Origin of the sequence: Streptomyces sp. NPDC088252 (assembly GCF_044740965.1) — a bacterium.
GTDB lineage: Bacteria > Actinomycetota > Actinomycetes > Streptomycetales > Streptomycetaceae > Streptomyces.
In genome coordinates this window covers 359,564-385,505 of the sequence record NZ_JBIURS010000004.1, presented here as the reverse complement: position 1 = coordinate 385,505, position 25,942 = coordinate 359,564, and the positions used below count along the sequence as shown (strand labels likewise).

General features: G+C 70.3%; 22 protein-coding genes. 10 read left to right on the top strand and 12 right to left on the bottom strand.

Features of this window, described 5'->3' with window-relative positions:
* Nucleotides 1–19 precede the first annotated feature (19 nt).
* The gene (locus ACIOHC_RS11570) at nucleotides 20–421 is read right to left on the bottom strand and encodes an RNHCP domain-containing protein (RefSeq protein ID WP_389636554.1); all 402 of its coding nucleotides are present in this window, start codon (nucleotides 419–421) and stop codon (nucleotides 20–22) included.
* A gap of 347 nt (nucleotides 422–768) precedes the next feature.
* Nucleotides 769–876: a phosphogluconate dehydrogenase C-terminal domain-containing protein gene (locus ACIOHC_RS11565; RefSeq protein WP_351075933.1), complete on the bottom strand. Its 108-nt coding sequence runs from the start codon at nucleotides 874–876 to the stop codon at nucleotides 769–771.
* A gap of 337 nt (nucleotides 877–1,213) precedes the next feature.
* Between ACIOHC_RS11565 and ACIOHC_RS11560 the strand changes: the two genes are divergently transcribed.
* Nucleotides 1,214–3,796 (top strand): bifunctional FO biosynthesis protein CofGH, encoded by a 2,583-nt coding sequence (locus ACIOHC_RS11560; protein WP_365689215.1) that lies wholly within the window; start codon nucleotides 1,214–1,216, stop codon nucleotides 3,794–3,796.
* A 133-nt stretch (nucleotides 3,797–3,929) separates the two neighbouring features.
* Here the strand turns inward: ACIOHC_RS11560 and ACIOHC_RS11555 are convergent, their stop codons facing one another.
* Nucleotides 3,930–4,820, bottom strand: coding sequence for an alpha/beta hydrolase (locus tag ACIOHC_RS11555; protein ID WP_351075937.1), 891 nt, complete (start codon nucleotides 4,818–4,820; stop codon nucleotides 3,930–3,932).
* 500 nt (nucleotides 4,821–5,320) lie between these two features.
* The gene (locus ACIOHC_RS11550) at nucleotides 5,321–5,845 is read right to left on the bottom strand and encodes a MerR family transcriptional regulator (protein WP_351075939.1); all 525 of its coding nucleotides are present in this window, start codon (nucleotides 5,843–5,845) and stop codon (nucleotides 5,321–5,323) included.
* A gap of 106 nt (nucleotides 5,846–5,951) precedes the next feature.
* On the opposite strand from ACIOHC_RS11550, the gene ACIOHC_RS11545 reads away from it, so the two are divergent.
* On the top strand, nucleotides 5,952–7,196 hold the full coding sequence (locus tag ACIOHC_RS11545; protein ID WP_351075942.1) for an MFS transporter: 1,245 nt from the start codon (nucleotides 5,952–5,954) through the stop codon (nucleotides 7,194–7,196).
* A gap of 248 nt (nucleotides 7,197–7,444) precedes the next feature.
* Here the strand turns inward: ACIOHC_RS11545 and ACIOHC_RS11540 are convergent, their stop codons facing one another.
* Together ACIOHC_RS11540 and ACIOHC_RS11535 are read right to left on the bottom strand one after the other, a co-directional pair.
* Nucleotides 7,445–8,722, bottom strand: coding sequence for an MFS transporter (locus tag ACIOHC_RS11540; protein WP_351075944.1), 1,278 nt, complete (start codon nucleotides 8,720–8,722; stop codon nucleotides 7,445–7,447).
* Nucleotides 8,719–9,375, bottom strand: a complete 657-nt coding sequence (locus ACIOHC_RS11535; protein WP_351075947.1) for a helix-turn-helix domain-containing protein — start codon at nucleotides 9,373–9,375, stop codon at nucleotides 8,719–8,721. Before ACIOHC_RS11535 ends, ACIOHC_RS11540 begins: the two co-directional genes overlap by 4 nt.
* Nucleotides 9,376–9,606: 231 nt before the next feature.
* On the opposite strand from ACIOHC_RS11535, the gene ACIOHC_RS11530 reads away from it, so the two are divergent.
* Both ACIOHC_RS11530 and ACIOHC_RS11525 read left to right on the top strand, forming a co-directional pair.
* Complete coding sequence (locus ACIOHC_RS11530) at nucleotides 9,607–10,398, top strand: DUF2785 domain-containing protein (protein WP_401842571.1); 792 nt, start codon at nucleotides 9,607–9,609, stop codon at nucleotides 10,396–10,398.
* Between the two features lie 469 nt (nucleotides 10,399–10,867).
* On the top strand, nucleotides 10,868–11,983 hold the full coding sequence (locus ACIOHC_RS11525) for an ADP-ribosylglycohydrolase family protein (protein ID WP_351075951.1): 1,116 nt from the start codon (nucleotides 10,868–10,870) through the stop codon (nucleotides 11,981–11,983).
* Nucleotides 11,984–12,071: 88 nt separating this feature from the next.
* Here the strand turns inward: ACIOHC_RS11525 and ACIOHC_RS11520 are convergent, their stop codons facing one another.
* Nucleotides 12,072–13,649: a sodium:solute symporter family protein gene (locus tag ACIOHC_RS11520; protein ID WP_351075953.1), complete on the bottom strand. Its 1,578-nt coding sequence runs from the start codon at nucleotides 13,647–13,649 to the stop codon at nucleotides 12,072–12,074.
* 360 nt (nucleotides 13,650–14,009) lie between these two features.
* On the bottom strand, nucleotides 14,010–14,792 hold the full coding sequence (locus ACIOHC_RS11515; RefSeq protein ID WP_401842570.1) for an SDR family oxidoreductase: 783 nt from the start codon (nucleotides 14,790–14,792) through the stop codon (nucleotides 14,010–14,012).
* Nucleotides 14,793–14,872: 80 nt separating this feature from the next.
* Between ACIOHC_RS11515 and ACIOHC_RS11510 the strand changes: the two genes are divergently transcribed.
* Nucleotides 14,873–15,712, top strand: coding sequence for a hypothetical protein (locus tag ACIOHC_RS11510; RefSeq protein ID WP_351075958.1), 840 nt, complete (start codon nucleotides 14,873–14,875; stop codon nucleotides 15,710–15,712).
* A 352-nt stretch (nucleotides 15,713–16,064) separates the two neighbouring features.
* On the opposite strand, the gene ACIOHC_RS11505 is transcribed toward ACIOHC_RS11510, so the two are convergent.
* The 3 genes from ACIOHC_RS11505 to ACIOHC_RS11495 form a co-directional block, all read right to left on the bottom strand.
* A complete protein-coding gene (locus ACIOHC_RS11505) occupies nucleotides 16,065–16,271 on the bottom strand; it encodes a DUF397 domain-containing protein (protein ID WP_351075960.1) in 207 nt (68 codons plus the stop codon).
* Nucleotides 16,272–16,527: 256 nt separating this feature from the next.
* Nucleotides 16,528–17,397 (bottom strand): helix-turn-helix transcriptional regulator, encoded by an 870-nt coding sequence (locus ACIOHC_RS11500; protein WP_351075962.1) that lies wholly within the window; start codon nucleotides 17,395–17,397, stop codon nucleotides 16,528–16,530.
* Between the two features lie 329 nt (nucleotides 17,398–17,726).
* Nucleotides 17,727–18,449 (bottom strand): GPP34 family phosphoprotein, encoded by a 723-nt coding sequence (locus ACIOHC_RS11495; RefSeq protein ID WP_351075964.1) that lies wholly within the window; start codon nucleotides 18,447–18,449, stop codon nucleotides 17,727–17,729.
* 194 nt (nucleotides 18,450–18,643) lie between these two features.
* Between ACIOHC_RS11495 and ACIOHC_RS11490 the strand changes: the two genes are divergently transcribed.
* Complete coding sequence (locus ACIOHC_RS11490) at nucleotides 18,644–21,145, top strand: serine hydrolase (RefSeq protein WP_401842568.1); 2,502 nt, start codon at nucleotides 18,644–18,646, stop codon at nucleotides 21,143–21,145.
* Between the two features lie 85 nt (nucleotides 21,146–21,230).
* On the opposite strand, the gene ACIOHC_RS11485 is transcribed toward ACIOHC_RS11490, so the two are convergent.
* Nucleotides 21,231–21,593 (bottom strand): acetyltransferase, encoded by a 363-nt coding sequence (locus tag ACIOHC_RS11485; RefSeq protein WP_401842567.1) that lies wholly within the window; start codon nucleotides 21,591–21,593, stop codon nucleotides 21,231–21,233.
* Between the two features lie 270 nt (nucleotides 21,594–21,863).
* Between ACIOHC_RS11485 and ACIOHC_RS11480 the strand changes: the two genes are divergently transcribed.
* The 4 genes from ACIOHC_RS11480 (at nucleotide 21,864) to ACIOHC_RS11465 (ending at nucleotide 25,773) form a co-directional block, all read left to right on the top strand.
* The gene (locus ACIOHC_RS11480) at nucleotides 21,864–23,681 is read left to right on the top strand and encodes an MFS transporter (RefSeq protein ID WP_401842566.1); all 1,818 of its coding nucleotides are present in this window, start codon (nucleotides 21,864–21,866) and stop codon (nucleotides 23,679–23,681) included.
* Between the two features lie 102 nt (nucleotides 23,682–23,783).
* On the top strand, nucleotides 23,784–24,065 hold the full coding sequence (locus ACIOHC_RS11475; protein ID WP_351075970.1) for a hypothetical protein: 282 nt from the start codon (nucleotides 23,784–23,786) through the stop codon (nucleotides 24,063–24,065).
* Nucleotides 24,066–24,127: 62 nt separating this feature from the next.
* Nucleotides 24,128–24,847 carry a hypothetical protein gene (locus tag ACIOHC_RS11470; protein WP_351075972.1) on the top strand — a complete coding sequence of 240 codons (720 nt, stop codon included), beginning with the start codon at nucleotides 24,128–24,130 and terminating at the stop codon, nucleotides 24,845–24,847.
* Nucleotides 24,848–24,885: 38 nt separating this feature from the next.
* Entirely contained in the window at nucleotides 24,886–25,773 is an 888-nt protein-coding gene (locus ACIOHC_RS11465; RefSeq protein ID WP_401842642.1) for an isocitrate lyase/phosphoenolpyruvate mutase family protein, read from the top strand.
* Nucleotides 25,774–25,942 lie beyond the last annotated feature (169 nt).

The window sequence follows — 25,942 nt, the reverse complement described above, 5'->3', positions numbered from 1 at the left end:
CTCGGTCGTCGTCGGTGGGTCACAGGGCACCGAACGCTTCGAGAGGGAAGGGCGGTTGGGCCAGCGGTCGCACGGCCATCCGCATCAGGATCAGCTGGTTGTCGTCCCCGCAGACCGGGTTCGAGGTCAGCTCGTCGCAGCGCGTGCAGCGGTGGATGACCATCCAGTCGCCGGTGCGGAGCACCGCGATCGAGATCGGGGTCATGCGTGCCCCGCAGTCGGACGGACCGCCCTCCACGTGGTCCAGGCAGTGCTGCGAGTGCAGGCAGCTGGGGCAGTGGTTGCGGCGGGTGCCGTCGGGCGCGAGCGTGGCGACGGTCAGCCCGCACCACAGACAGGTGAAGGTGTCGGTCCTCAGACAGGCGCTGGCGCCGTGGGCGGAGGACTTGGTCGGACGGTTGTGGGGGTTGTCGGTGGACACCCGGATTTCTCCTTGCCGAAGAGGATGAGCAATGCAGCAGGGAAGTACCGAGCGGCCCTCGGGGGCATGGGCCGGAGAGGCATGCGTCGTCAGCCGGAGATCACGTACTGACGAGGGGGGAACGCGTACCGGTCAGGGAACGCGGGTCAGCGCGATGCCGCGGGCGTGCGCGTGCACACAGCTCCGGTCGCCCCGGCGCGGTTGGAGGCGCGACGAGGGAGGCTCGGAACCACTGGCCGGGGCATACATCAACTTCTTTCCAGGGCAAGCGCCCATAGGTCACCGACGGTCGACACCGCGGTCGGGGTCCGAGCACCGTAACAACGCCCCGAGTCCGGGGCCAGCGATTAATCGACCGGCCGTGCGCCGACACGCGTACTCTCGACGAGCGTCGGCTCCAGGACGGCGAGCTGCTTGACGGTCACCCAGTGGACCTCGACGACCGGCGCGTACATCGTGGCGATGACGGCCTCCGCCAGCTCCTGGGCCTCGGGTCGGCGGCCTCGGCGGCCGGCTCGAAGGAGGCGACGACCTCCTGCGGGGCGGCGATTCCGCGACCGTGCGGGCCGCCGCCTCGGCGGGGGCGACCGGGTCGAGCTCGCCGACACAGAGAGCGAGCGGTTGAACCTGTCGCCCAGCGAGGACCGGCCGAACTGACGGCCTGATCCACTCTCTACCGTGCACCAGGCCGTAAGGGCCGTCCCGTATGGCTGCGCGCCCCGGCCGGGCCGGGACGTTCTGCTCAGCGGAGTCCCTGGTCCAGGGCGTACGCCCCGCTCGTATGCTCGGTCCATGACCGATCCTCAGCACGGACGTCCGACCACCAATTCCATGCGGCGGGCCCTCAAGCGGGCCCGCGACGGTGTCGCTCTCGATGTGACCGAGGCCGCCGTGCTGCTCCAGGCACGAGGTGGCGACCTGACGGATCTCGCGGCCTCGGCCGCCCGGGTGCGCGACGCCGGTCTCGAAGCCGCAGGCCGGCCGGGCGTCATCACTTACTCCCGCAAGGTCTTCATCCCGCTGACCCGGCTCTGCCGCGACAAGTGCCACTACTGCACCTTCGTCACCGTCCCCGGCAGGCTCCGCCGCGAGGGCCACGGCATGTTCCTCTCGCCCGACGAGGTGCTCGACATCGCCCGCCAGGGTGCGGCGCTGGGCTGCAAGGAAGCCCTGTTCACGCTCGGCGACCGGCCCGAGGACCGCTGGCCCGAGGCGCGGGAGTGGCTGGAGGCCGAGGGGTACGACGACACTCTCGCGTACGTACGCGCCATGGCGATCCGGGTCCTGGAGGAGACCGGTCTCCTTCCGCACCTCAACCCGGGCGTGCTGACCTGGACCGATCTCCAGCGCCTCAAGCCCGTCGCCCCGTCCATGGGCATGATGCTGGAGACCACCGCCACCCGCCTGTGGTCCGAACCGGGCGGCCCGCACCACGGCTCCCCGGACAAGGAACCCGCCGTACGTCTGCGGGTGCTGGAGGACGCGGGCCGCTCCAACGTCCCGTTCACGACCGGCATCCTGATCGGGATCGGCGAGTCCTACGAGGAGCGCGCCGACTCCCTCTTCGAGCTCCGCAGGACCGCCCGCGCCTACCACGGCATCCAGGAAGTCATCGTCCAGAACTTCCGCGCCAAGCCGGACACGGCGATGCGCGGCATGCCGGACGCCGAACTGGAGGAGCTGGCCGCGGCCATCGCCGTCGCCCGGCACGTCCTCGGCCCGTCCGCCCGCATCCAGGCCCCGCCGAACCTCGTCGACGCCGAGTACGCGCTGCTCATCGGCGCGGGCATCGACGACTGGGGCGGCGTCTCCCCGCTCACCCCCGACCATGTGAACCCCGAACGGCCCTGGCCGCACATCGACGAACTCGCCGCGAAGACCGCCGAGTCGGGCTTCACGCTCCGTGAACGCCTCACCATCTACCCGGAGTTCATCCGGCGCGGTGAGCCCTGGCTGGATCCCCGCCTGCTCCCGCACGTCCGCGCCCTCGCCGACCCGGAGACGGGTCTCGCGAAGGAGGGCGCGATCCCCGTCGGCCTGCCCTGGCAGGAGCCCGACGAGGAGTTCGGCGCCAGTGGCCGCACCGACCTGCACCGCACGATCGACACCCAGGGCCGTACCGGCGACCGCCGCGAGGACTTCGACGAGGTGTACGGGGACTGGGAGGCGCTGCGCGAGGCCGCCGCCCCCGGCATGGTCCCCTCCCGCATCGACGCCGATGTGCGCCAGGCACTGAGCCAGGCCGCCGACGACCCGACGAGACTCACCGACGACCAGGCGCTCGCCCTGCTCCACGCGGACGGCCCGGCGCTCGACGAGCTGTGCCGGATCGCGGACACCCTGCGCCGCGACGTGGTCGGTGACGACGTCACCTACATCGTCACCAGGAACATCAACTTCACCAACGTCTGCTACACCGGCTGCCGCTTCTGCGCCTTCGCCCAGCGGCGCACCGACGCCGACGCGTACACCCTCTCCCTGGACCAGGTCGCCGACCGTGCCGCCCAGGCGTGGGACGTCGGCGCGGTCGAGGTCTGCATGCAGGGCGGCATCCACCCGGACCTGCCCGGCACCGCGTACTTCGACATCGCGCGTGCGGTGAGGGAACGCGTCCCCGGCATCCATGTGCACGCCTTCTCACCCATGGAGGTCGTCAACGGGGCGACCCGCACCGGGATGTCCATCCGCGACTGGCTGATCGCCGCTGAGGAGGCCGGGCTCGGCTCGATCCCCGGCACGGCGGCCGAGATCCTGGACGACGAGGTCCGCTGGGTCCTCACCAAGGGCAAGCTGCCGACGGCGACCTGGCTGGAGGTCATCCGCACCGCCCACGAGGTGGGCCTGCGCTCCTCGTCGACGATGATGTACGGCCACGTGGACCAGCCCCGCCACTGGCTCGGCCACCTGCGGACGCTGGCGAACCTCCAGCAGGAGACGGGTGGCTTCACGGAGTTCGTCACCCTCCCGTTCATCCACACCAACGCCCCGGTCTACCTGGCCGGCATCTCCCGCCCCGGCCCGACCGACCGCGACAACCGGGCCGTCACCGCCATGGCCCGCCTGCTGCTCCACCCGCACATCACCAACATCCAGACCAGCTGGGTGAAGCTCGGCACGGAGGGCGCCGCCGAGATGCTGCGCTCGGGCGCCAACGACCTGGGAGGCACGCTGATGGAGGAGACCATCTCCCGTATGGCGGGCTCCAGTTACGGCTCGTACCGCTCCGTCCAGGACCTGATCGCCATCGCTGAACTCGCGGGCCGCCCGGCGAAGCCGCGTACGACGCTGTACGGGGAGGTGCCCGAGGAGCGGGTGACGGCGGCGAAGGCGTCCGACGGACACCTGCCGGAGCTGCTGCCCGTGCTGCCGGACTGAGCCGTGTGCCGACTCCGATCGGGCCGTGCCGTCCCCACGACGGCGGGAGAGGGGCCGCGGCAGCCGGGGCGGGACCGGCCCGTGCCGCCTGCGCTGTTTCCTCCGCCGTTTCCTCCGCCCGGTGCCGGGGTGCTCAGGCGGGTTCGGTGACTCCGGCGAGGAAGCCGCGCATCAGGTCGGCCACGGTGTGCAGTCGGCTCTCCAGCAGGAAGTGGCCGCCGGACAGGAGATGCACCCGGGCCGTCGGCAGGTCCCGGCGGAAGGCCTCTGCGCCGGCCGGGCCGAAGATCTCGTCGTTGCGCCCCCAGACGGCGAGCAGGGGCACCTGGCTGGTGCGGAAGTACTCCTGCACCGCCGGGTACTGACGTGCGTTGGAGGGGTAGTCGGCGTAGAGCCTGAGCTGGATCTCGGGGTTGCCCGGACGGTTCACCATCGCGTGGTCGTGGTGCCAGGTGTCGGGACTGACCGTCTCGGGGTCCGCCACCCCATGGACGTACTGCCAGCGGATCATGTCGAGGTCCAGGCTGCGGCGCAGCGGCTCGGCCAGCGACTCGTCGTCCGGGTTCCGTGCGTACGTCCACAGCGGATCCCAGAAGGAGGGGACGAAGCCCTCCTCGTAGGCGTTTCCGTTCTGGCTGACGATCGCGGTGATCCGGTCGGGGTCGCGCAGGGCGAGCCGCCAGCCCATGGGGGCGCCGTAGTCCTGGACGTACAGGGAGAACGTCCCGATGCCCAACTCGTCGAGGAGCCGGTGCTCCATCTCGGCCAGGGAGTCGAAGGTGTAGTCGAAGGCGTCGGGAGCCGGTGCCGACGAGAACCCGAAGCCGATCATGTCGGGGGCCACGACGTGATAGCGGTCCGACAGGAGCGGGATCAGGTTGCGGAACATGAAGGAGCTGGTGGGCATGCCGTGGAGCAGGACGACGGTCGGTGCCGCCGGGTCGCCCGCCTCCCGGTAGAAGACGTCGAGTCCGTCGATCCGCACCGTGCGGTGGTGGACGGTGGCCGGAGCACAGGAATTCACGGGGTCTCCAAGGCTGAGGAGGCGTTCTGCCGACGCGGCGCGGCGGGGGCGGAGCGGCGCTGTGGCGCGAAGGGAGATCCGACCGCCCGGCGACCGGGCGGGTCCTTTCTGGTCACCGTAGGTGCGGGACCCCGCGCCCGCACCTCGGCGTCCGCGCCGGGGCGACCGGCCTCCCCCGGGTGGGGCTGCGCGTCTCGCCGGGGAACACGGTCAACGGCCTCGACGAGGGTGGCACCGAGGAGATCTGCCCCGAGCTCGTCACGGCCCCGGCCGACAGAGGTCTCGCCCATCTGCACATCGTGCACGCCGATCCGGAGAACCCCGTCCACCAGCGGATCCGGAAGGACTGGCCGAGCACACTGATCGGCCGGGCCGGTCGGCCCCAACATCGTGGTGACCACCCTCCCGGCCGATCTGGCCACCCAGCGATGTATCGAGGAGACGGTGGAATCGGCCTCTGCCCCTGAACCGCGGGCCCGGCATGGTCCACCCGGGCGGCCCTAACGTCCGGTGGGGTCTTCCGGGCGGGCTCCACGGTTCTTGCCCGGCTCATGCGGCTCGTTCAACTCGTGCGGCCCGCCCCGCTCGTCCGGCGGGAAGAAGTCCGTGATGTGTGGCGTGCCGCTCAGCGCGGCGTCGACCCGGCCCCGGATGTAGTCGCCGGTCATCGGGCAGGCCAGGGCATCGTCGGTGCGGCAGCCGAGCATGTGGTTCAGGACCGCCACGGCACGGTCGAGCTTCTCGATGCGCCGACGCATCGCGTCCCGTTGGGCGGTGATGAGCCCGAGGCGGTCCTCGACCTTCTCGCTGTCGACGATCGCGCTCGTCTCCGCGAGGGTCAGCATGCCGTCGTCGTGCCAGAGCTGCGCGTAGGCGAGCCGGGCGAGATCCTCGCGGGTGTAATAGCGGACGCGTCCCCGGCGCACGCTGTGCCGGACGAGCCCGCGCTCCTCGTAGAACCGGAGTGCCGGGACCGTGAGTCCGAACGCGCCGGCGACCTCGCTGATCGAGTACAGATCCTTCATGGGCACCTCCGCCGGGTTCCCCGGTCTGCTGCGGCCCCCGCACGCTTGCGCTCAAGTTTACTTGAGCGTGAAAGCTGGCAGGGCAGCCGACCACAGGAAGGTTCCCGTGTCCGTTCCCGCGCCCAGCCGCACCGCCCGGTCCTCTTCGCCCGTCCAGGGTCCGCCGCCCCGGGGGACGTCCTCCGCCGTGGTCCTGGTGACCGGCTTCGTCCTCCTCAGCCTGAACACCCGCGTGGCGTTCGGGCAGCTCGGCCCGCTCGCGCCCGTGGCGGGCTTCGGGACCGGGACCGTCACCCTGCTCAGTCTGCTGCCACCGCTCTGCATGGGCGCGTTCGCGCCGCTCGCCTCACTGGTCCGGCGCCGGTTCGGGGAGGAACGCGGCCTGTTCGCGGCCAGTGTCGTGCTGCTCGCCGGAGCGGTCGTCCGCGTGCTGGGACTGCCCGGCCTGTTCGTGGGCACGGTGATCGTCAGCATCGCCACGGCGGTGGTGAACGTGCTGATACCGGTGTTCGTCCGCAGCCGCTTCGCCCACCGGCGGGTCGGCGTCATGATGGGCGTCTACGCCCTGTCCATGGGCGCCGGGTCGGCGCTCGTCGCGGCGCTGATGGTGCCGGTGTGGCAGGCGAGCGGACATTCGTGGGAGACCGCGATGGGCCTCGCGGTGATCCCGGCGTCGCTCGCGGCGATCGGTGTCGCACTGCAACTGCGGGGATCCGGCGGTCCGGCACGGAAGACACAGCAGCCGACGGAGGCCCGGAGGGCCGAGGCAGGGGAACGGGGACGGGCCGGCGGTGTCCTGCGCACGCCGCTGGCCCGGAGCCTGGTCGCCTTCTTCGGCTTCCAGACGCTGCTTTTCTACACCACGCTCGCCTGGCTGCCCGCGATCCTCGTCGACGCGGGTGTCCCCGGGGCGACGGCCGGAAGCGTGCAGTCGCTGTTCATCGTCGGAGTCGCCGTCGGCGGCTTCACCGTCCCGGTGCTGGCGGCCGCACGTACCGATCAGCGCCCGCACATCGTGGCGGTCATCCTGATCTGCGCGACGGGTTGCACGGGCCTGCTGACCGCACCCGCGTCCGTCCCCGCCGTGTGGGCGCTGGTGCTCGGGACCGGTCTCGGCGGCGGCCAGGCACTGGCCGGGGTGCTCTACGTCAAGCGAGGCAAGGACCACGACCATGTGGCGGCCCTGTCCGCGGTCGCGCAGACCGGTGGCTACCTCCTCGCTGCCACGGGCCCGGCGACAGCGTCGCTGCTGCACACGGTGACGGGGGCGTGGACCGCACCCCTCGTCACCGCCGTCGCCGTACTCGCACTGAGCCTCCTGGCAAGCCTGCACGCCGGTCACGACAGGTAGGCCGCCACGAGGTGAGACGCCCCGCGTGCGGGCCCGGCGTCCAACCTCCGCCCGTGGTCGGTCCGTTGACCAAGGGCCTCGCCGTTCTCCGGGCAGTGGGGCGGCCTTTGCGTGATCACGTCGTCTCGCCGAAGTCGACACCGATCACAACATGGACCCGCTGCTGAGCCCACGTTCGCCCGGGCCGACCGCCCCGCCCCGAAGACGTCCGCCCCCGCACCGGCCCCCTGTAGGACCCATGCGGCGCGTCACATCACAGCAGGGCAATCGTTGCCCGACGCGGCACTACGAGTGGGCAGCTTTCGGATCCCGGCCACCGGGGAGCACAGGATCCACACCACGCTCAGCACCGCCCCGGCCGTGCCCACCCACAGTGCGGTCCGCAGCCCGGCCGCCTCCCCGAGCGCCCCGCCCGCCAGGGCTCCGAGAGGCCGGAAGCCATGGTTCAGAGTCCGGAAGGCGCCCGTCACGCGAGAGCGCAGCGCGTCGGGTATGAGCGCCGTCTGGAGCGAACCGGCCGCGATGTCGACGAACATCACGCCGACGCAGGAGACGAACTCGGCGACGAAGAGCATCCCGAGCACCACCGGCAATGCCCCGCCCGCGAGCGGCACCAGCATCAGCGGCACGGTGAAGAGGGCGAACCCCGCGACGATGGACGGCCCGACGCCGATCGTCCGGACGACCGCCCCGCTGACCGCCGCCCCGATCAGCCCACCCACCGCAGCGACACTGAGCACGGCTCCGAACATGCCTGCACTGAGGCCCAGTTGACGTGTCGCGTAAAGGACGAAGAGGGTGTGGAAGATGTAGTTGAAGAACTGCACATTGCCCGACGCCATGAACATCGCGCGCATCGAGGGCTCCCGGAACACCCAGCGCATCCCCGCCGTGAAGTGTCCCTTGGTCCGTTCGACGGGCGGCGGCTCCACGGACCGGATGCGCGCGAGCTGCCCGGCCGAGACGACGTACGTGAGTGCGTCCGCGAGCAGCGCCACGGGCGCGGTCAGGATCTGCACAAGCACGCCGCCCGCACCGGGACCCGCGAGCCAGGCCATCGAGCGGCTGCCGTTGACCAGGGAGTTGCCCTCCACGAACTGCTCGGTCGGCACCAGCGACACGAACAGTGTCGCGTTGCACACCTCGAACAGCACCGTCAGCGCACCGATCCCGAAGGCCACGCCGTACAGCTGCCAGAACGTGAGGGCGTCCAGCGCGTACGCCACCGGGAGCGAGACCAGCAGCGCGGCTCGTGCCAGATCGGTGGCGATCATGACGTCCCTGCGCCGCCCGCACCGGTCGGCCCAGGCCCCCGCCGGAAGGTTGAACAGCAGCGCGGGCAGCAGCTCGACGGCCTTCAGCCAGCCCATCTCCGCCGCGTCCGCCCCCAGGACGAGCACGGCGGCGAGCGGGATGGCGATCAGTGATATCTGGTCCCCCGCCAGTGAAACCGCCTGTCCCGTCCAGTACCGGCGGAACGTCCGGTCCCGCAGCAGCGCGGGTATCAGCGCCTGAGGCCGCTTCACGGCGCGTCCTCGGGAGCCACGTGGGCGATCCGCAGGAACTCCACGATGCGCGCGCCCTCGGGCCGCAGCGCCGGATCGTCGTTGCGCCCGTCGTACGCCCTCAGTAGTTCCCTGATCCGCTCGCGCAGCTCGACCAGTTCGCCGGCGGTCAGATACAGCTGCTGGTCGCCGAACTCCTCCGCCTCCCGCCACTCGCGCGGCAGCCGATGACGCTGTTCCATGGCGCGCGTCAGGCGTTCGAAGTACAGCTCGGCCACCGTTGTGCTCAGCGCCACCGCCGCCTCGTCCACGGCCGTATCGTCGGAGTGCGCCGGCCACGACGTGTACGAAGCGACGGCGCGCCACGGCTTCTCCCGGCCCTGCCCGCCGCCGGCCTGCTCGACCAGCCCGTACTTGGCGAGCATGCGCAGGTGGTAGGAGCAGCTGGCGACGGACTCGCCGATCAGCTCGGCGGCCCTGGTGGCCGTGGAGGGCCCCTCCCGGCGCAGCATTCCTACGAGCCGCATCCGCGTGGGGTGCGCATACGCGCGCAATGCGCGGGGGTCGCTGAGCACGGTCTCCCGCACCGGCGTATCCGGCACGCCGGTGCGCTGGTCGTGGGGTTCGGGGGCTCTACGTGCTTCACGTGCCTGATCGGCTTGGTCTCCAGTCACCACCTAAAGATACCTTTAGAAAGATTCCTTTGCCAAGGTTTCTTTACCAACGCCCGTGGAAGGCGATCGCGCGCTGGACCGGGCCGCTGCGCATCGCCCTGTCCGGGTTCGGCGGGCAGGGCGATACGGACGCCAGAACTGCCGAGTCCGGCCAGGCAGTTGACGGGTCGAGTGGATACCTGGACATAATTCGCAGGCGTGCGGCAACGGCAAGGACCTAATCTGCCCGTCATGACCGACTGGAAGAGCGTCGAGGCCGCCGACTGTGCCGTGCCCGCCGACCGGCCCATGGACGACCTCGTCGGCGAGCTGTCCCGTGCCCTGGCGGATCCCGATCCACTGGTGCGGGACGGCGCGCCCTACACCGTCCTCGCGACGTGGATGGCCCGCGGGGCGATCGGGACGTCCCGGCGGCTGGAGCTGGGGGACGAGATGGCCACCCGGTTCACCGACCCGCGGGTCGAGGCCCGTACCTTCGCGCCCCTCGTGCTCGACATGCTGGTGGCCGCGGGGGACTTCAAGGCCGACTGGGTGGACGCGTTCGAGCACTGGTACCCGGCGGAGCAGGATCTGCGCGGCCACGACGAGAAGCTCGGCTGGCTTCACGCGGTGGCGCACGGCGCGGACCTGCTCGCCGGTTTCGGCCGCCACCCCGAGGTGGCGCCGGTGCGGATGCTGGACCTCGCCGCCGCGCGGCTGACGGCACCCACCGACCACGTCTACGACCAGATGGAGGACGACCGCCTGGCCCGGGGGATCGCCCGGGTCCTCACCCGCACCGACCTGAGCGAACACGACGCCGTCGGCTGGCTGGACCCGATCGCCGACCGCTTCGGGGCCGACCGCATCAGCACCCCGGTGCCCGCCCACATCAGCAACTGCCTGCGCACCCTGCGCCTGCTCTACATCCTCGCCGACCGGGGCGTGCGCCCCACCAGCGAACTGCCCGCGGAACCCCTCCACCACCGCGACGCGGTCAAGTCCGGCCTCGCCACCGTCCTCGACCGGATCGTCAGGCGCTGACGGCCTGGTGCACGACAGCGAGCGGGCTCTGCTGCCTCGGCATGGACAACCCTCGCAGCAGGCTCTCCCGGCCGCCCGGCGAGATGGAGGGGCGATCAACTCGACTGCGGCGGTTGCGGCTGACGGCCGACGGCTGAGGAGGTGCGAACGAGACGGACCGGAACCGGAGCCGGGGCTCAGTGGGAGCCCGGCATGCCGGGCGAGCCGACGTCGACCGTGAGGATGCCCGGGGGATGGTCGCCCTCGCGGCCGGTCAGGATGAGCCGCTACGGCTCACGCACGAATGCCGCTCCGAGACCCGGAAATCCCCGGAGAATGCCGTTCAAAAGTGATCGCAGGATCTACTCCGTACATTCTGTTCAGGCCCACAACCGGTCGTTCCGGTTCGATTACAGTGCTGCGCGTCAAAGCTGCGCAGTCGTACGCGGACGGCTCACACGGACGGCGTACGCGGACGGGGAGGGGCACGGTGAGCACAGGGACCACAGCTGTCTGGGGCCGTGCCGAGCAGCAGGACTTCCGCAGCCGGGTACGTGGGGCTCTGCTCGGCGGGGCCATCGGCGACGCGCTCGGAGCGGGTGTCGACGGGCTCACGCTCGAAGAGATCCGGGCGGCCCACGGCGTCGACGGGGCCACCGACTTCGTACCCGCGCACGGTGGGCGCGGCGTCGTGACCGCCGTCACGCAGCTCACCCTGTTCACCGTGGACGGGCTGATCCGCGCCCAGGTCCGCCGCGACACCGGCGCCTGGCATCCGCCCACCGATGTGCACCGGGCCCATCTGCGGTGGGCGGCCACGCAGCGCGACTGGGGACCCGACGAGCGGCGCAAGGACAACGGCTGGCTCGCCCTGCAGGAGTGGCTCTACGCCCGCCGGGCCCCCACCCGCGAGTGCCTGACCGGTCTCGGCGACACCACCATGGGCACCCTCGACCAGCCCAAGAACCCTGCCGCGCGGGACTCGGCCGCCCTCACCCGGTCCGCTCCGTTCGGTCTGCTCGTCGGCTGGGAGCCCCAGCTCGTCCTCCAACTGGCCGTCGAGTGCGCCGCGCAGACCCACGGCCACCCCACCGCGCTGCTGTCCGCGGGCGCCCTCGCCGTCATGGTGCACGGGCTGGCCCGGGGCGAGACCCTGGACGGTTCCGTCCAGCACGCGCTGGCCCTGCTCGCCGAGCGCCCGGGGCACGAACCGGTCACCGAGGCGCTGAAGCGGGCCCTCGGCACCGTACGGCAGGGCATTCCGGGACCGGCCCTGATCGAGTCGCTGGGTGCCACGGACGCCGCCGAGGAGGTCCTCTCCGTCGCCCTGTACTGCGCGTTGGTGGGCGAGGACGTGCGGCACGGGCTGCGGCTGGCCGTCAACCACGGGGGGCCTTCCGCGGCCACCGGATCCCTGTGCGGAGCGCTGCTCGGTGCGTTGCACGGCGAGACCGCGCTGCCGCCGGCCTGGCTCGCCGAACTGGAGGGCCGGGCCACCGTCCTGGAACTCGCCGACGACTTCGCGATGGAGATGACCCAGGGGCCCGCCCTGCACAGCCCGTCGGCCGCCGCACCGGGCTGGCTGACCCGGTATCCGCGCGGCTGAGACCTCGGACCGCGGGGGGACGGGCGGGGTGCGGACGCCGCCGCGGCCGTACCCCGCCCCCGTCGCCTTCCCGTACGGGCGGCGGGCGTCAGTCCTTCACGCCCTCCGTGACCGCCGCGTCCCCGGAACCGGCCTGCGCCTGCGCCGGAACCGTCGCTCCGGCTCCCGTGCCGTCACCGTCGGAGTTGATCTTCTCGATGATGGCGTCGCGCTCCGGGGTGTCCTCCGGCTTGACGAAGCCGATCACGATGTAGAGGACCAGCGAGATCGCCAGCGGCAGCGCCACCTGGTACTGCAGCGCGACGTCCGTCTTCACCGAACCGTCGAAGTCGTAGTTGGTGAAGTAGAACGCCAGCAGGCCCGCCGCCCAGCTGGTGAGCGCCGCCGTCGGTCCGGACCTGCGGAAGCTGCGCAGCAGGCCCAGCATGAACGGGATCGCGATCGGGCCCATCAGACCGGCGACCCACTTGATGACGACGGAGATGATGTCCTTGAACGTCGGCGAGTTGATCTGGGTGGCGAGCGCCATCGACAGGGCGAGGAAACCGAGCGTGGACAGCCGCGCCGCCAGCAGCCCGGCCCGGCTGCCCCAGTTGCGCGCCGCCTTGGAGAGGATGGGCGCGATGTCGCGGGTGAAGACCGCAGAGATCGCGTTGGCGTCCGAGGAGCACATGGCCATGGTGTGCGAGAAGAAGCCGACGACGACCAGGCCCAGCAGCCCGTGCGGCAGCAACTGCTCGGTCATCAGGGCGTAGCTGTCCGAGGCGTCCGGCTTCTGCGCGTGGACCAGCAACGGGGCGCACCACATCGGGAAGAACAGGACGGTGGGCCAGACCAGCCACAGCACGGCCGAGAGCCGGGCCGAACGCTTCGCCGCGGCGGCGGACTCCGTGGCCATGTAGCGCTGGGCCTGGTTCCACATGCCGCCGTTGTACTCGAAGGTCTTGATGAAGAGGTACGCCAGCAGGAAGGTCACGGTGTACGGGCCGGCCGTCGGGTCGGTGTGGCCTTCGGGCAGCTTGTCCCAGACGGTCCACAGGGTGCTGACACCGTCGAGCTCGGCCATGGCGGTGACGAGCATCGCGACCCCGGCGAAGAGCTGGATGACGAACTGCCCCAGTTCTGTGAGCGCGTCGGCCCACAGGCCGCCGACCGTGCAGTAGACGGCGGTGATGCAGCCGGTGATGAAGATGCCCTGGGTGATCGAGATCCCCGTGAAGACGGAGAGGAGGGTGGCGATGGCCGCCCACTTGGCACCGACGTCCACGATCTTCAGCAGCAGACCCGACCAGGCGAGTGCCTGCTGGGTCGGGATGTTGTAGCGGTTCTTCAGGTATTCGAGCGGGGACGCGACGTGCAGTCGTGAACGCAGCCGGTTGAGCCGGGGCGCGAAGAGCTGGGCGCCGATGCCGATGCCGATGGCGATCGGCAGCGACCAGGTCACGAAGGAGGTGACGCCGTACTGGTACGCGATTCCGGCGTAACCGGTGAACATCACCGCGCTGTAGCCGGACATGTGGTGCGAGATGCCGGACAGCCACCACGGCATCTTGCCGCCGGCCGTGAAGAAGTCGCTGACATCGTCCACACGCTTGTGGGACCAGAGTCCGATCGCGATCATCACGCCGAAGTAGCCGATGAGCACGACCCAGTCGAGACTGTTCATGTGTCCCCTCCCGGGGTCCGCCTTGTGAACGGGTGCGCACTTCGTCAGTGAGGCCGCTCAGCGGTATCCCCGTGCGGGAGCGGGGACTTCGGGGATTGAACCGCCTGCGCGGCTCCCCGGTCAAGGATTTAGCGGTCAGAGATGTGAACGAGGATCAACAAGGCGAACGTTTTTACGTGTTCTTGACTCGCGTGGGCGTTGTCGCCGACGTGACGGCGGCCACACGATGAGCGGGCACTTCGTCAGGCTGTGCAGAGCGTCAGAAGGACCGTGGAGCACAGGAAGACCGCACGGGATGCGGGTCCCGTGCGGCCGAGAAGGAGGAGAACTGGCCCTGTGAGCCGGTCGTGCGAACCGGCCCTACCGCATCAGCTCGCCCGCGTTGACCAGCAGGGACTGTCCGGTGATCGCCCGTGCCCGGTCCGAGGCCAGGAATGCGACGGCCTCGGCGACATCGCCGTCCGTGGCGAGTTCCGGAAGCGCCATGCGTGCGCCGAGCCTGCCGAGTACCTCGGCCTCGGGTACGCCCTCGGTGTGCGCGGTGAGCTCCACGTACGCCTGCACCGGCGGACCCCACATCCAGCCGGGCAGCACCGTGTTCACGCGGATCCGGTGCGGGCCGAACTCCCGCGCCATGGAGTACATCGCCGAGGTGAGCGCACCCTTCGAGGCCGCGTACGCCGCCTGCCGCACCTGGGACGGGGCGGCCACCGAGGACTGCGTACCGATGACGACCACCGCCCCGCCCCGCTCCTTGAGGCCGGGCAGGCAGGCGCGCGTCATCCGCAGCGTGCCGAGCAGATTGACGTCGACGACGGACTGCCAGGTGGCGAAGTCGGCGTCCTCGATCCCGCCGAAGTAGCTGTCCCAGGCGGCGACATGGACCACCGCGTCGATCCGCCCGAACCGTTCCAGCGCCAGCGCGGCGAGCGCCTCGCACTGCGCCTCGTCCGTGATGTCGGTGGCCAGATGGGCGGTGTGCGGTCCGTCCGGATCGATCTCCGCGGCCGACTTGGCGAGATTCGCCGCGGTACGCGCCCCGAGCACCGCGTTGCCGCCGTCCCGTACGACCGTCGCCGCGACCTGGTGTCCGAGCCCGGCGCCCACGCCGGACACGATGACGGTCTTCCCCGCGAGCAACATCGGTGGCCTCCCGGCTCTGGCAGTTCGTCTGACGGGGCGTCAGAGTAGGACGCCGCTGCGGAGTACGGAAGGGGAACGGCATGAACGACGAGACGCGGAGCGACACCTACGCCGAACTGGCGGCGCTGGGACCGTACGGAGTCCATCCCGGCCATGCGCTGATCACCATGGTCGAACCGCACCCGGGTCATGAGTACGCGTACAACCGCTGGTACGAGGACGACCACTACTACGCGGGCGCCATGGCGATGCCCTGGATGTTCGCGGGACGCCGCTGGGTCGCCACCCGGGAGCTGCGGGAACTGCGCTACCCGGAGAAGTCCGCGGTGGCCGAGCCGGTCGGCGCCGGCTGCTATCTGTCGACGTACTGGGTGACGGACGGGCGCTACGACGACCACATGAAGTGGACTGTCGGAATCAACAAGCGGCTGAACCGGGACGGCCGGGTCCACCAGGACCGCACCCATGTGTTCACGTCGTTCCAGGACCACGAGGCGACGGTCTACCGGGACGGCGCCGCGGGACCCCGGGACTTCCACGCGCTCGACCACCCCTACCGCGGGCTGGTCCTTCAGGTGATCGACACCGAAGGCGCTCAGCGGCGGGCCGAGTTGCTGGAGTGGCTGCGCTCGCGGCATCTGCCGAGGCGGCTGAGCGGCTCCCCGGCGGCGATGGTGACCGTCTTCCGTCCCACGCCGCTGCCGGGCGACCGGATGACCTATGTGAAACAGGTCGAGGGCGTCGACACCCGGCTGACCCTGCTGTGGTTCCTCCAGGAGGACCCGCGGGACTGCTGGGCCGGGCACTTCACCGGGCTCGACGCGACGGTCGCGGAATCAGGCCTGGGGCGGGTGGAGCTGGTGGCACCGTTCATCCCGACGGTGCCGGGCACCGACCAGTACGTCGATCGACTGCGCTGAACACCCGCTCGCTCCGGCCGGGTGTTCCCGGCCGGACAATCCCCGCAGGACATTCCCCGCAAGGTATACGCCGCATTCCCCGCATTCCCCGCATTCCCCGCAGGGCATTCCCTGTCGGCTCCGCCGGACATTCCTCCGCCGGCCCTTCCCGGGGTGATGCTTTCCGGGGCGGCCGTTGCCGATTCCGCCGATGTGCCCCGGTGCCCGGCGACGCGTGTGGCGTTACAAGCGTGCCCCGGGGCGGGAATTCCCCGGGGCAGGCATCGAGCACCCTCGGCCAGGACGGCGGACCAGCCGAGAGGGCTGCACGCACCGGAACCGATGCTGCGATGCGAACGATGGAAAGCGGCGGTCAGGCGTCGATGGCGCCCTTGCCGACGTCACGCACGAAGGCGTTCCACGCGGCGGGGACGAACGTGATCGAAGGACCCTCGGGGGCCTTCGAGTCGCGTACGGCGATTGCCTGGGCAAGAGGGGACTTGACTTCGACGCAGGCGCCGTTGCCCCCGGAATACGAGGACTTCGTCCACTTGTCCGTAGCACCCTGACGAATGGCCATGTTCACTCCGGTTCAGAGAGTCGTGTGAAGGGCACCGACAGCTTTCCGTCAGTGCTCCATTTGGCGTGATCGACGCTACTCGCCAAGTCTCTTGAGTGAAGGGGCTGTTCACTCGACCGGATGGTATATACAACCGAGGTCTTCCCCCGCGGGTGGACGGCGGTGTACCTTACCGCCGCCCTTCCCGTTGCATCACTTCATTTTCCGCATACCGGACCATTGGGTTGTCCGGTTTTACGCACCGACGCACCGGGTTTCACGCGCCGGAGCCGCCGGCGTACTTCTTCGCGATGTCGCTGATGAAGTGCCGGGTCTGCTCCACGTTCAGCGCCTGGGCCCGCAAGTGCTCGTACATGACGCTGTACCGCTGCACGTCATGGGACTTCTCCAGGTAGAGGTCGCTGGTGACGCCCTCGATATAGACGACACTGGAGTCCGCGGCGTCCGGAAATTCCAGGATGGCGTACTGCCCGTTGATGCCGGGGTGCGCGCCCATTTCGAACGGCAGGACCTGCACGGTGACATGCGGCAGTTGCGACAGTTCGACCAGTTGCTCCAACTGCTCGATCATCACCTGCCTGCCGCCGACGAGCCGGTGCAGCGCGGACTCGTCGATCACCGCCCACAGCCGCAGCGGATGCTCCGGGTCGGTGATCCGGTCCTGGCGGCGGGCCCGTACCTTGACGCGCTTGTCGATCTCGCTCGGCGGGGCCTCCGGCAGGGCGCCGTTGATCAGCGCCTCGGCGTAACTCCGCGTCTGCAGCAGGCCCGGTACCACCTGGGGTTCGTACACCCGCAGCGACTCGGCATCCGTCTCCAGGCCGATGTAGACGCTGTACGGGATGTCGCCGAAGGCGTGCCACCAGCCCTGCTGGCGCGAGTCCTTGGCCATCTGCATGAGCGAGTCGACGATCCGGTGGTCCTCGACCTCGTACACCCCGCAGAGATCGCGTACGTCGCGCTGGCTGATGGAACGGCGGCCGTTCTCCAGGCGGCTGATCTTCGACTGCGACACCAGCAGCCGCTCCGCCACCTCCTCGGCCGTCATACCTTTGAGTTCGCGCAGTCGGCGCAATTCCTGGCCCAACCGGCGTCGCCTGACGGTGGGATTGACATTGGACGGCACGGAAACGGCACCTCCGGCTATGTAGCTGTGCGTATCTACTGCTGAGCAGATTGCCACCCCTTCCCCCGGCCGCGCTGGGAAATGGATACACGCAAGCGCGCGGGGCAGCCGTGATTCCGGCTGCCCCGCGCTTGGTGCGGCTCCCGAACCGGGTCTTGGGGACGACGGTGCGGCGGTATTCGATTGGTGCGTCCGTGCCTTGATGCGGCCGTGCCGTGTGGTGCCCTGAGCTGCCGTGCGGTGTGCTGCGGTGCGTGCGGCGCCGGGCGCGGCCGTCGGGCCCCTCGTTCGGATCATGCCTGGCTCCGGCCCGATCCGAACGAAATGCCCTAGTGGGCCGCGATGTGCGCCATGCTGCCGCGACGTGACTGCGACTGCACTTGCGGTTGCAACGGCATTCCGGCCGCCTGGTTGCGGCGTGGCTGTGCGACCGCCCCGTTCTGGACGTCCATCACGGCGTGCGCCACGAGTCCGCCCATCGGGTCGTGCCTGATCAGGTCCCGGAGCCTGGAGCGTGATGAACGCCCCTCGTTCCCGGGGTACAGGTGCTTGCCGAGTCCGACCGCGTGGGCCAGCGCGGCGAGCGCCGCGGTCCGCGGGTCCGGCGGAACGCCGGTGCGGATCGCACTGTCCAGCCTGGCTCTGATGTCCCGGCTGATCGCCGTGTCCGTCGCCTGGTAGCGAGTTGTCGGCAGAACTCCGCACATCTGGCCCGCCACGGCATGCACCATGCCGCATCGCTCCAGATGAGCGAGGTAGATCTGACGCAGCCCCAGCCGGGGCCCGCCAATCCAGTGGACCGCCCGGACCGGGCTGCCGCGTCGGCGCAGCAGTTCCAGTGCGGAGTCCAGAGTCGGATCTCCTGTCGGCCGTGGCATCACCACGGCGATACGATCCCCGTCAGGGGCTATCCGTCCTGCCAGAGCCAGCTCCACTAGCTGAGCTCCGGCGAGGCCGAGGTCGAGCGACTGCGGCTGCGCTGTGGTACCCGTGGTCGGGTCCAGAGCGAGCAGCAGAAGCTCCTCCGGAATTGTTCTGCGGCTCCTGCCCATCCATGCCTCCCCGCGTGGATGAATGACAGGGTGACCCCTCTCACATTGGTCTGTCGAGGGTGCCTGGGTGCTTTGTATGGGAACCAGTAGGTATGTCGTTCTCGTCTAGCAGCCGGGCCGGTGGTTCACACGGGACACTGGTAGATGGTTCGGACAGCGCGGGGATGTCCCCGTGCCGCATGGAGGAGGCATCGGTGGCGGGCGAGTCCCCCGACAAGTCGAAGCAGCAGAAGTCGTCGGGGACGGCTCGCGGCGAGAGCGATCCGCGGCTTGCCGTCTTCCGTGAACCGCCCGCCGGGGCGGAAACCCGCGGCGGGACGGACACGGCGACAGCGGTTTTCCGTACGGATTCCTCCGGCGACGGTGACGTGGACGGAGACGCCCGCAAGGCGGACACGGCGACGGCCGTCTTCCGTACGCGGCCGTCCGGGGACGACGAGGACGGGGAGCGCGACGAGAGCCCGGCCGCTCGGGAGACCTCCGACGACGAGGCCTCCGGCGACCTTGACGGCTCCGGAGCCGCTGTGGGCGCCGAGGGGGCGGAGAAGGCCGCTCAGGGCCCGGAGAAGGCGTCTGAGGCCCCTGGGCCCGCCGAGAGCGCAGTGGGCACGGAGGGCACGGAGGGCACGGACGCTGCCGAGCCTGCCGCTGCCGCAGAGCCCGAGGCGGGCGACGCGCGGCTGCGCGCGGCGGTCGCCGCCTGGGTGTCGAAGGACGGCGACGAGAACGGCGAGGGCTCGAAGGACGCTGGCGACGCGAAGGGCGCCACCTCCGAGCGCGCGGCCGAGCCGGACACGGACGCCGGTGCGGACGCTTCGGACGACGATGCCCCGGACGGGGCGACCGTGTCGGGCGACGATGCTTCCGACGAGGCCCGGGTCACCGGGTCACGCGAGAAGACCTCGGACACCGAGGACGCCGAAGAAGTCGACGGCGCCGAGGCCACGGCCGGTGCGGGCGACGCCGACAAGGCGGAGAGCGCGGACGACGCGGCGAAGGCCGAGGACACGGACGACGCCAAGCGCACCGACGACGCGAAGGACGCCGCCGGGGCGAAGGACGCCGACGACGCCGACGACGTGGACGGTGAAGAGAAGAACGACACCTCCGAGGGCAAGCGCGGCGGCGATCAGCCGACCGCCGTCTTCAGGGCGCCCGCCGCGGCCAAGGTCGACCAGCCGACGACCGCGCTGAAGATCACTCGGCCCGCGCAGAAGCCGGACACGGAGTCGAAGCCCGAGTCCGCCGCCGAGCGGACCAGCAAGTTCGTACCCCTGCGCGGCGACGAGGTGCGGGCGCCGGCGCCCGCACCTCGCAAGCCCGAGGCACCGGCGGCCGCCTCCGCCGCGACTGCTCCCGCTCCCGCGCTCTCCACCGCCGAGCGGACCACGCAGCAGCCGATGCCGCCCAAGCCGCCGCTCGACCTGCTCGCCGAGCTGACGAACACGCCTCCGCCGCCCGAGACACCGGTCCGCACCGCTGTGCGCCGGGTCAAGATCTGGACCCCGCTGGTCCTGCTTCTGCTGATCGTCTTTGCGATCGTGCAGATGGTGCGCCCGCTCCCGGACCCCGGGCTGGGGCTGTCGGTGGATCCGGCCTACACCTTCAAGGGAGAGGGCCTGAACCTTTCCTGGCCGGCGCAGGGGCAGTCGGCGGTGAGTGTGGACGGTGTCGGTTCGATGGGCAGCGCGGGCGCGCAGAAGCCCGCGCCCATCGCCAGCGTCGCCAAGGTCATGACGGCGTACGTGGTCCTCAAGGACCACCCCCTCACCGGCAAGGAGGAGGGGGAGAAGATCACGGTCGACCAGCAGGCGGAGGACGAGTCCAAGCGTGAGGACGAGTCGACGGCACCGATCACGAAGGGGCAGCAGTTCACCCAGAAGCAGCTGCTCCAGCTGCTGATGATCCCCTCCGGGAACAACGCGGCGCGGCTCTTCGCCCGTTGGGACTCGCCGTCCGAGAAGGAGTTCGTCGCGAAGATGAACGCCGCCGCCAAGGAGCTCGGGATGACGAGCACCACGTACACGGACCCCAGCGGCCTGCAGAAGACCACCGTCTCCACCGCCGAGGACCAGCTCAAGCTGGCCAGGGCGGTCATGCAGAACGACGTGTTCCGGGAAATCGTCGACACCCCGCAGATAAAGATCCCGGGCATCGACCAGGTGATCTACAACAACAACACCATCCTGCTGGAGCCGGGGGTCAGCGGCATCAAGACCGGCTCGTCCACCCCGGCCGGCGGGAACCTGCTCTGGTCCGCGAACACCGTCGTGGACGGGAAGAAGCTCTGGATCTACGGCGCCGTCATGGGGCAGCAGGCAGGCACCGGCCAGCCGTACGACAGCCTTGTGATGTCGCTGAACAACAGCCTCAAGCTGATCAAGGGCGCACAGAAGGCCGTCACCTCGGCCCGGGTCGTGAAGAAGGGCGACGTCGTCGGGTATGTGGACGACGGTCTCGGTGGCCGGACCCCGGTGGTCGCGACCCGCGACCTGAAGGCGAAGGGCTGGCCCGGCCTCAAGGTCGAGCTGTCCGTGTCGGACAACGGCAAGAAGATCCCGCACGACGCCTCGGCGGGCACCGAGGTGGGCGTGGTGACCGTGGGTACGGGAACCGGAAGGGTCAGCGCCCCGGTGGCGCTCCAGGAGGATCTGAAGGCTCCTGGCTTCGGCCAGAAAGTGGCGCGAATCAGCTGATCGAGCAGACAGGCGTCCGGAACGCACCTGGGCCACGCAGCGCGGCAGGCGCTGCGTGGCCCGGTTCGTTCCGGTGGCGTACCGGTCAACCGCAGTGGCTCCACCCGCTCGTCCACGACTCGTCACTGCCGAGCATGCCTCCCCACTTCACACACTTGCCGCCCGCAGCCAGGCGCACCGGCCCGGCGTACGCGGTGAAGGAGCCGCTGTCGTACTGGGTCGCGCCGCCCTGCACCTGGAGCCCCGCCTCCATGTAGGCGGCCTTTCCGGCCGTGTTGCGGATCGTGACCACGCAGTTCTTGCCGGCACTGGCGCTGTAGAGCAGATAGACGGTGCCCGGGACGGACTGGAACTTGTGCGAGTCGATGACCGAATATCCCGAACCGCAGAGGCCCACCGGATCGGCGGCGGCGGCCTGGGCGGGGGCGGCCATGGTGCCGAGCGCCATCACGCCCACCGAGGCCGCGAGCGTTGCGGTGCGTGCTTGTCATCCGCGCATGGGAACTCCCTGATCGTGTGAATAAAAGATCTTGGGCGATTGCGACAGCCCGCTTTGGAATGACCCGTTCCGTACGACCCCTTTCGGGCAGTGATGCGGTGCGTGCTAGCGTCCCGGAAGCAACGCGTGGATCCCGGGACGCGTCTTCCGGCACATGAGGCCCGCGCGGTACACCGTCGGTTCCGACCACATGTCCGGGCAAGGACGGGGAGAGTCGCAGTGACCACTGCTGAGCCGCGACGGGCGAAGCACAGCACGGGCCTCGTGGACCCCGAACAGGGCTCCGCGCGGCGGTCCGCGCCGGACGGCGCAGGTCCCGCGGCCGCATTCGCGCAGCGGTGCCACCGCCATCCGGTCCTACTGACGACCGTGGTCGCCGCGGTCGCCCACCTGCTCTGGTTCTTCTTCTTCGCCAACAGCGGTGGTGACCTCGCGGCCCAGGACGCCTGGGCGGAGTTCGTCGGCCGGCATCCCGGTACGGCGTACAACCTCGCCTGGTACGGGGGCATGCACCCCGTCTCGTACAGCGTCGTGTCGCCGTATCTGATGTCCGTGCTCGGCGTGCGGACGACGATGATGATCGCCGGGACCGTTTCGGCGGCGCTGACGGCGCTGATCCTGGTCCGGGTCCGGGCCGTACGCAACCCGCTCGCCTGCTCGTTCGCCGGGGTCTTCGCGTACCTGTGCAACGCGCTGTCCGGGCGGGTGACGTTCGGGCTCGGCATGATGTTCGCGGTGGGGGCGGTCGCCGCGGTGTTCTGCTGGCCGCACCGCTGGCGGTACAAGCGGTGGGCGAAGGCGGCCGTCGCCGCCCCGCTCGCCGGGCTGGCGACGGCGAGCAGCCCCGTGGCCGGACTGTTTCTCGGCGTGGTCGCCGCCGCGCTCTTCCTGAACAAACGGCGCCCCGGGGCGTACGCGCTGGGCCTGGCGCCGGTCGTGGTCGTGGCGCTCTCCGCGTGGCTGTTCCCGTTCTCCGGCACGCAGCCGATGTCGCTCGCGACCCTGTCGCTGCCGTTCCTCTTCGCGGCCCTCGTCTTCGTCCTCGTACCGCGCGACTGGAAGACGGTCCGCACCGCCGCCGCCGTGTACGGGGTCGGGACGCTGCTGACCTATGTGATCGACTCGCAGATCGGCTCGAACGTCACCCGGCTGGCGATGCTGTTCGCCGGTGTGGTGCTGCTTGCCGCGCTGCCGTACGCGAAGCCTCGCTCCCGGCGCTGGTACGCACTGGTCCTGGCGTTCGTCGGGATGAACTTCTGGATCGGCCTCAAGAGCGTCGACGACATCGTCCGGACCGCTCCCGCCGCCTCCTGGACGCGTGAGCTGGCCCCCCTGGTCAATGAGCTCCAGAAGGTCGGCGCGGAACGCGGCAGGGTCGAGGTCGTGCCCGCCAGCAGCCACCGGGAGGCGTCCGCGCTCGCGCCGTACGTCAATCTGGCCCGTGGCTGGAACCGGCAGGCGGACATGGAACGCAATCCGCTCTTCTACGACGACACCCTGAACAGCGCCGAATACCGCGAGTGGCTCGACCGCTGGGCCGTGCACTACGTGGTGCTGCCCAAGGGAACCCCGGACTCCACCGGCGCCGTGCAGGAGGCGGAGCTGGTCGACGAGGGGCTGCCCTATCTGAAGCCGATCTGGTCGGACGCCAACTGGCGGCTCTTCGAGGTCGACAGCCCGGTACCGCTGGCAGACCCACCGGCCACCGTGGACCGGGCCGGTGCCGGCGAACTGACCATCCATGTGAAGAAACCCGGCCGGATCCTGATCCGCATCCCGTACTCGCGCTGGCTCGCCCTGGTGGACGAGAAGGGCAAGAGCGTGGAGCGGCCGCAGGAGACCGAGGCGTCCAAGCAGCGCGAGGACGAGAACAGCCCCCGGACGTATCTCAACACCAACGGCTGCCTGATCAAGGTCGAGGAGGACGCGGACGGCGACGAGTGGACGGAACTGCTCGCGCCGCGGCCGGGCGTGTACCGGCTTGCCGCGCCCTACCAGCTGTCACCCGGCACACCGTGCCCGGAGGAACTGCGCTGAACCCGGCCCCGGAGTCACCCGGTCGAGGGTGACATCCCGGGCCGGTGGCTCGATGACCCGGAATCCGCATCGCGGGGCCGACTCCGCGGTCATAGTTGACGTATGAGCCTGACCACGGACGGAGAGCCGCCCGGCCCTGTGCGGTTCCACCTCGCGTGCGACCGCCGGGGCTGCCAGACACGAGCCGTGTTCGACCTGGTCGTCGCCGAGCCGCCCCCGGACATCGAGACCGACCTGTTCGGCCATGTGCTGCACAGCGCGACCGTCGCCTCCCCGTACATCGGGGAGCTCGGATGGATATTCATCCGACAGGAGGGCTACTGGTGCCCGAACTGCGCCTCGCCGGGGCGGCGCCCGCGGTCGAGGGACGTCACGTCGTCCTGAACCCGGGAAGCGCCGACAACGGTTCGGCGGGCACCGAAGCCTTACGGATCTAGCGTCGAGGCATGACGGACATGAAGCACGCACCCGACGTACTCGACGCACTCGAAGCACCGCACGAGCCCGACGCACTGCACGCGTCCGACGCACTGCACGAGCCCGACGCACTGCACGAGCCCGACGCACTGCACGCGTCCGACGCACCACACACGTCCGACGCATCGCACGCGCCCGACGCGTCCGGCCTGGTCACGCAGGATGCCCCCGACACCCTCGACGAAGCCCCGGTGACCGACGACCGCGACCCCGCGCGGATCCTGACGGCCATGGTCGACCACGTCCTGGGCCTCGCCGGGACCTGGACCGGATGGGACGGTCGCCCCATCCCCGCCGACGACCGGATCTACACCCCGCACAAGGCGATCCGTCGTGTCGCCGACCACATGGTCGACCATCTCGCGGAGATGGAGGCCAGACTCGTGGGTGAGGAGACGCAGCCGGACCACTGGCACGCCTCCGCCACCACGACCGAGGCGGACCTCGCCCCGTTCACCGAGGCCGACCTCGACGAGGCGCGCAGCAGGCTCGTCCGCCTGGCCAGGATCTGGGCGAACCGTCTGGACGCCCTGACACCCGACCAGCTCGACCGGTCGCCGGGAAAGGGGTGGACGTTCCGCCAACTCGCCTTCCATCTGGAGGGATCGGCGTACTACGCGGACTCCGTGGGGGACCTGTCGGCGGCCGGTGCACCCGCTTCCCACCCGGATCGGACACGGAAGCCGTGACGCCGGACACGGAAGCCATGACGCCGGACACGGAAGCCATGACACCGCACAACGCGCCCGGCGAAGCCGCGCTGCCCATGGCCACCGCCGCCACCGTGTTTGCCGCGCTGCACCGCTCGTCCGGTCCGCCGTTCCTGATTCCCAACGCCTGGGACCATGCCTCGGCGTCCGCCCTTGCCGGGCAGGGCTTTCCGGCCATCGCCACGACCAGCCTCGCAGTGGCCGCCGCGGCGGGCCTGCCGGACGGTGCGGGAGCGACCAGGGCAGAGACGCTGCTGCTGGCCCGGCGGCTCGGGACGGGGCCTTGTCTGCTCTCCGTGGACGCCGAGTCCGGGTTCGGCGACGACCCCGACGAGGTGGCGCTACTGGCCCGTGAACTGGCGGACGCCGGGGCGGTCGGCATCAATCTGGAGGACGGCCGCAGTGACGGCACCCTCGCTCCGGTGGCGCTCCACGCGGCGAAGATCGCCGCGGTGAGGGCCGCCGTACCGCACCTATTCGTCAACGCCCGTACGGACACGTACTGGTTGGGCGGCCGGGAGAAGGCCGCGACGACGTCCCGACTCCAGGCGTACGAACAGGCGGGCGCGGACGGTGTGTTCGTACCGGGGCTGACCGATCCCTCGGAGATCGCCACCCTGGTGAAGCGGCTCGAAACCCCTCTCAACATTCTCTACACGCCCTCCGGTCCCACCGTCCGCCAACTCGGTGACCTCGGGGTACGCCGGGTGAGCCTCGGCTCGCTGCTGTTCCGGACGGCGCTCGGGGCGGCGCTGGACGCGGCGGCGGACATCCGGGCGGGCAGGCCGGTGGCCGGGGGAGGGCCCACGTATGCGCAGGTGCAGACCCTGACCGGTCCGGTCACTGACGGCTGCGACTACGTCTGCGGCGCACTCGCGACACAGTCCAGATCCCGACCCCGATGATGGGGAACACGATCAACGACATCGTCACGACGGCGATGATCCCCACGAAGAGAAATGTGACCAGCAACTCCCCTATCGAGGGGTCCGGCTCCATACCCTGCCTCCTTGATGTGGTTGCGCGACGTCGCTCCGGCGACGACGCCTGTGCGGATCCTGCCGGTTCCTCAAA

What these genes read in the sequence shown, in the direction of transcription:
- ACIOHC_RS11565 (WP_351075933.1), bottom strand. Translation starts at nt 876, where the DNA reads ATGTACGCGCCGGTCGTCGAGGTCCACTGGGTGACCGTCAAGCAGCTC.
- ACIOHC_RS11560 (WP_365689215.1), top strand. Translation starts at nt 1,214, where the DNA reads ATGACCGATCCTCAGCACGGACGTCCGACCACCAATTCCATGCGGCGG.
- ACIOHC_RS11550 (WP_351075939.1), bottom strand. Translation starts at nt 5,845, where the DNA reads ATGAAGGATCTGTACTCGATCAGCGAGGTCGCCGGCGCGTTCGGACTC.
- ACIOHC_RS11530 (WP_401842571.1), top strand. Translation starts at nt 9,607, where the DNA reads ATGACCGACTGGAAGAGCGTCGAGGCCGCCGACTGTGCCGTGCCCGCC.
- ACIOHC_RS11520 (WP_351075953.1), bottom strand. Translation starts at nt 13,649, where the DNA reads ATGAACAGTCTCGACTGGGTCGTGCTCATCGGCTACTTCGGCGTGATG.
- ACIOHC_RS11515 (WP_401842570.1), bottom strand. Translation starts at nt 14,792, where the DNA reads ATGTTGCTCGCGGGGAAGACCGTCATCGTGTCCGGCGTGGGCGCCGGG.
- ACIOHC_RS11510 (WP_351075958.1), top strand. Translation starts at nt 14,873, where the DNA reads ATGAACGACGAGACGCGGAGCGACACCTACGCCGAACTGGCGGCGCTG.
- ACIOHC_RS11505 (WP_351075960.1), bottom strand. Translation starts at nt 16,271, where the DNA reads ATGGCCATTCGTCAGGGTGCTACGGACAAGTGGACGAAGTCCTCGTAT.
- ACIOHC_RS11495 (WP_351075964.1), bottom strand. Translation starts at nt 18,449, where the DNA reads ATGGGCAGGAGCCGCAGAACAATTCCGGAGGAGCTTCTGCTGCTCGCT.
- ACIOHC_RS11485 (WP_401842567.1), bottom strand. Translation starts at nt 21,593, where the DNA reads ATGGCGCTCGGCACCATGGCCGCCCCCGCCCAGGCCGCCGCCGCCGAT.
- ACIOHC_RS11475 (WP_351075970.1), top strand. Translation starts at nt 23,784, where the DNA reads ATGAGCCTGACCACGGACGGAGAGCCGCCCGGCCCTGTGCGGTTCCAC.
- ACIOHC_RS11470 (WP_351075972.1), top strand. Translation starts at nt 24,128, where the DNA reads ATGACGGACATGAAGCACGCACCCGACGTACTCGACGCACTCGAAGCA.
- ACIOHC_RS11465 (WP_401842642.1), top strand. Translation starts at nt 24,886, where the DNA reads ATGACACCGCACAACGCGCCCGGCGAAGCCGCGCTGCCCATGGCCACC.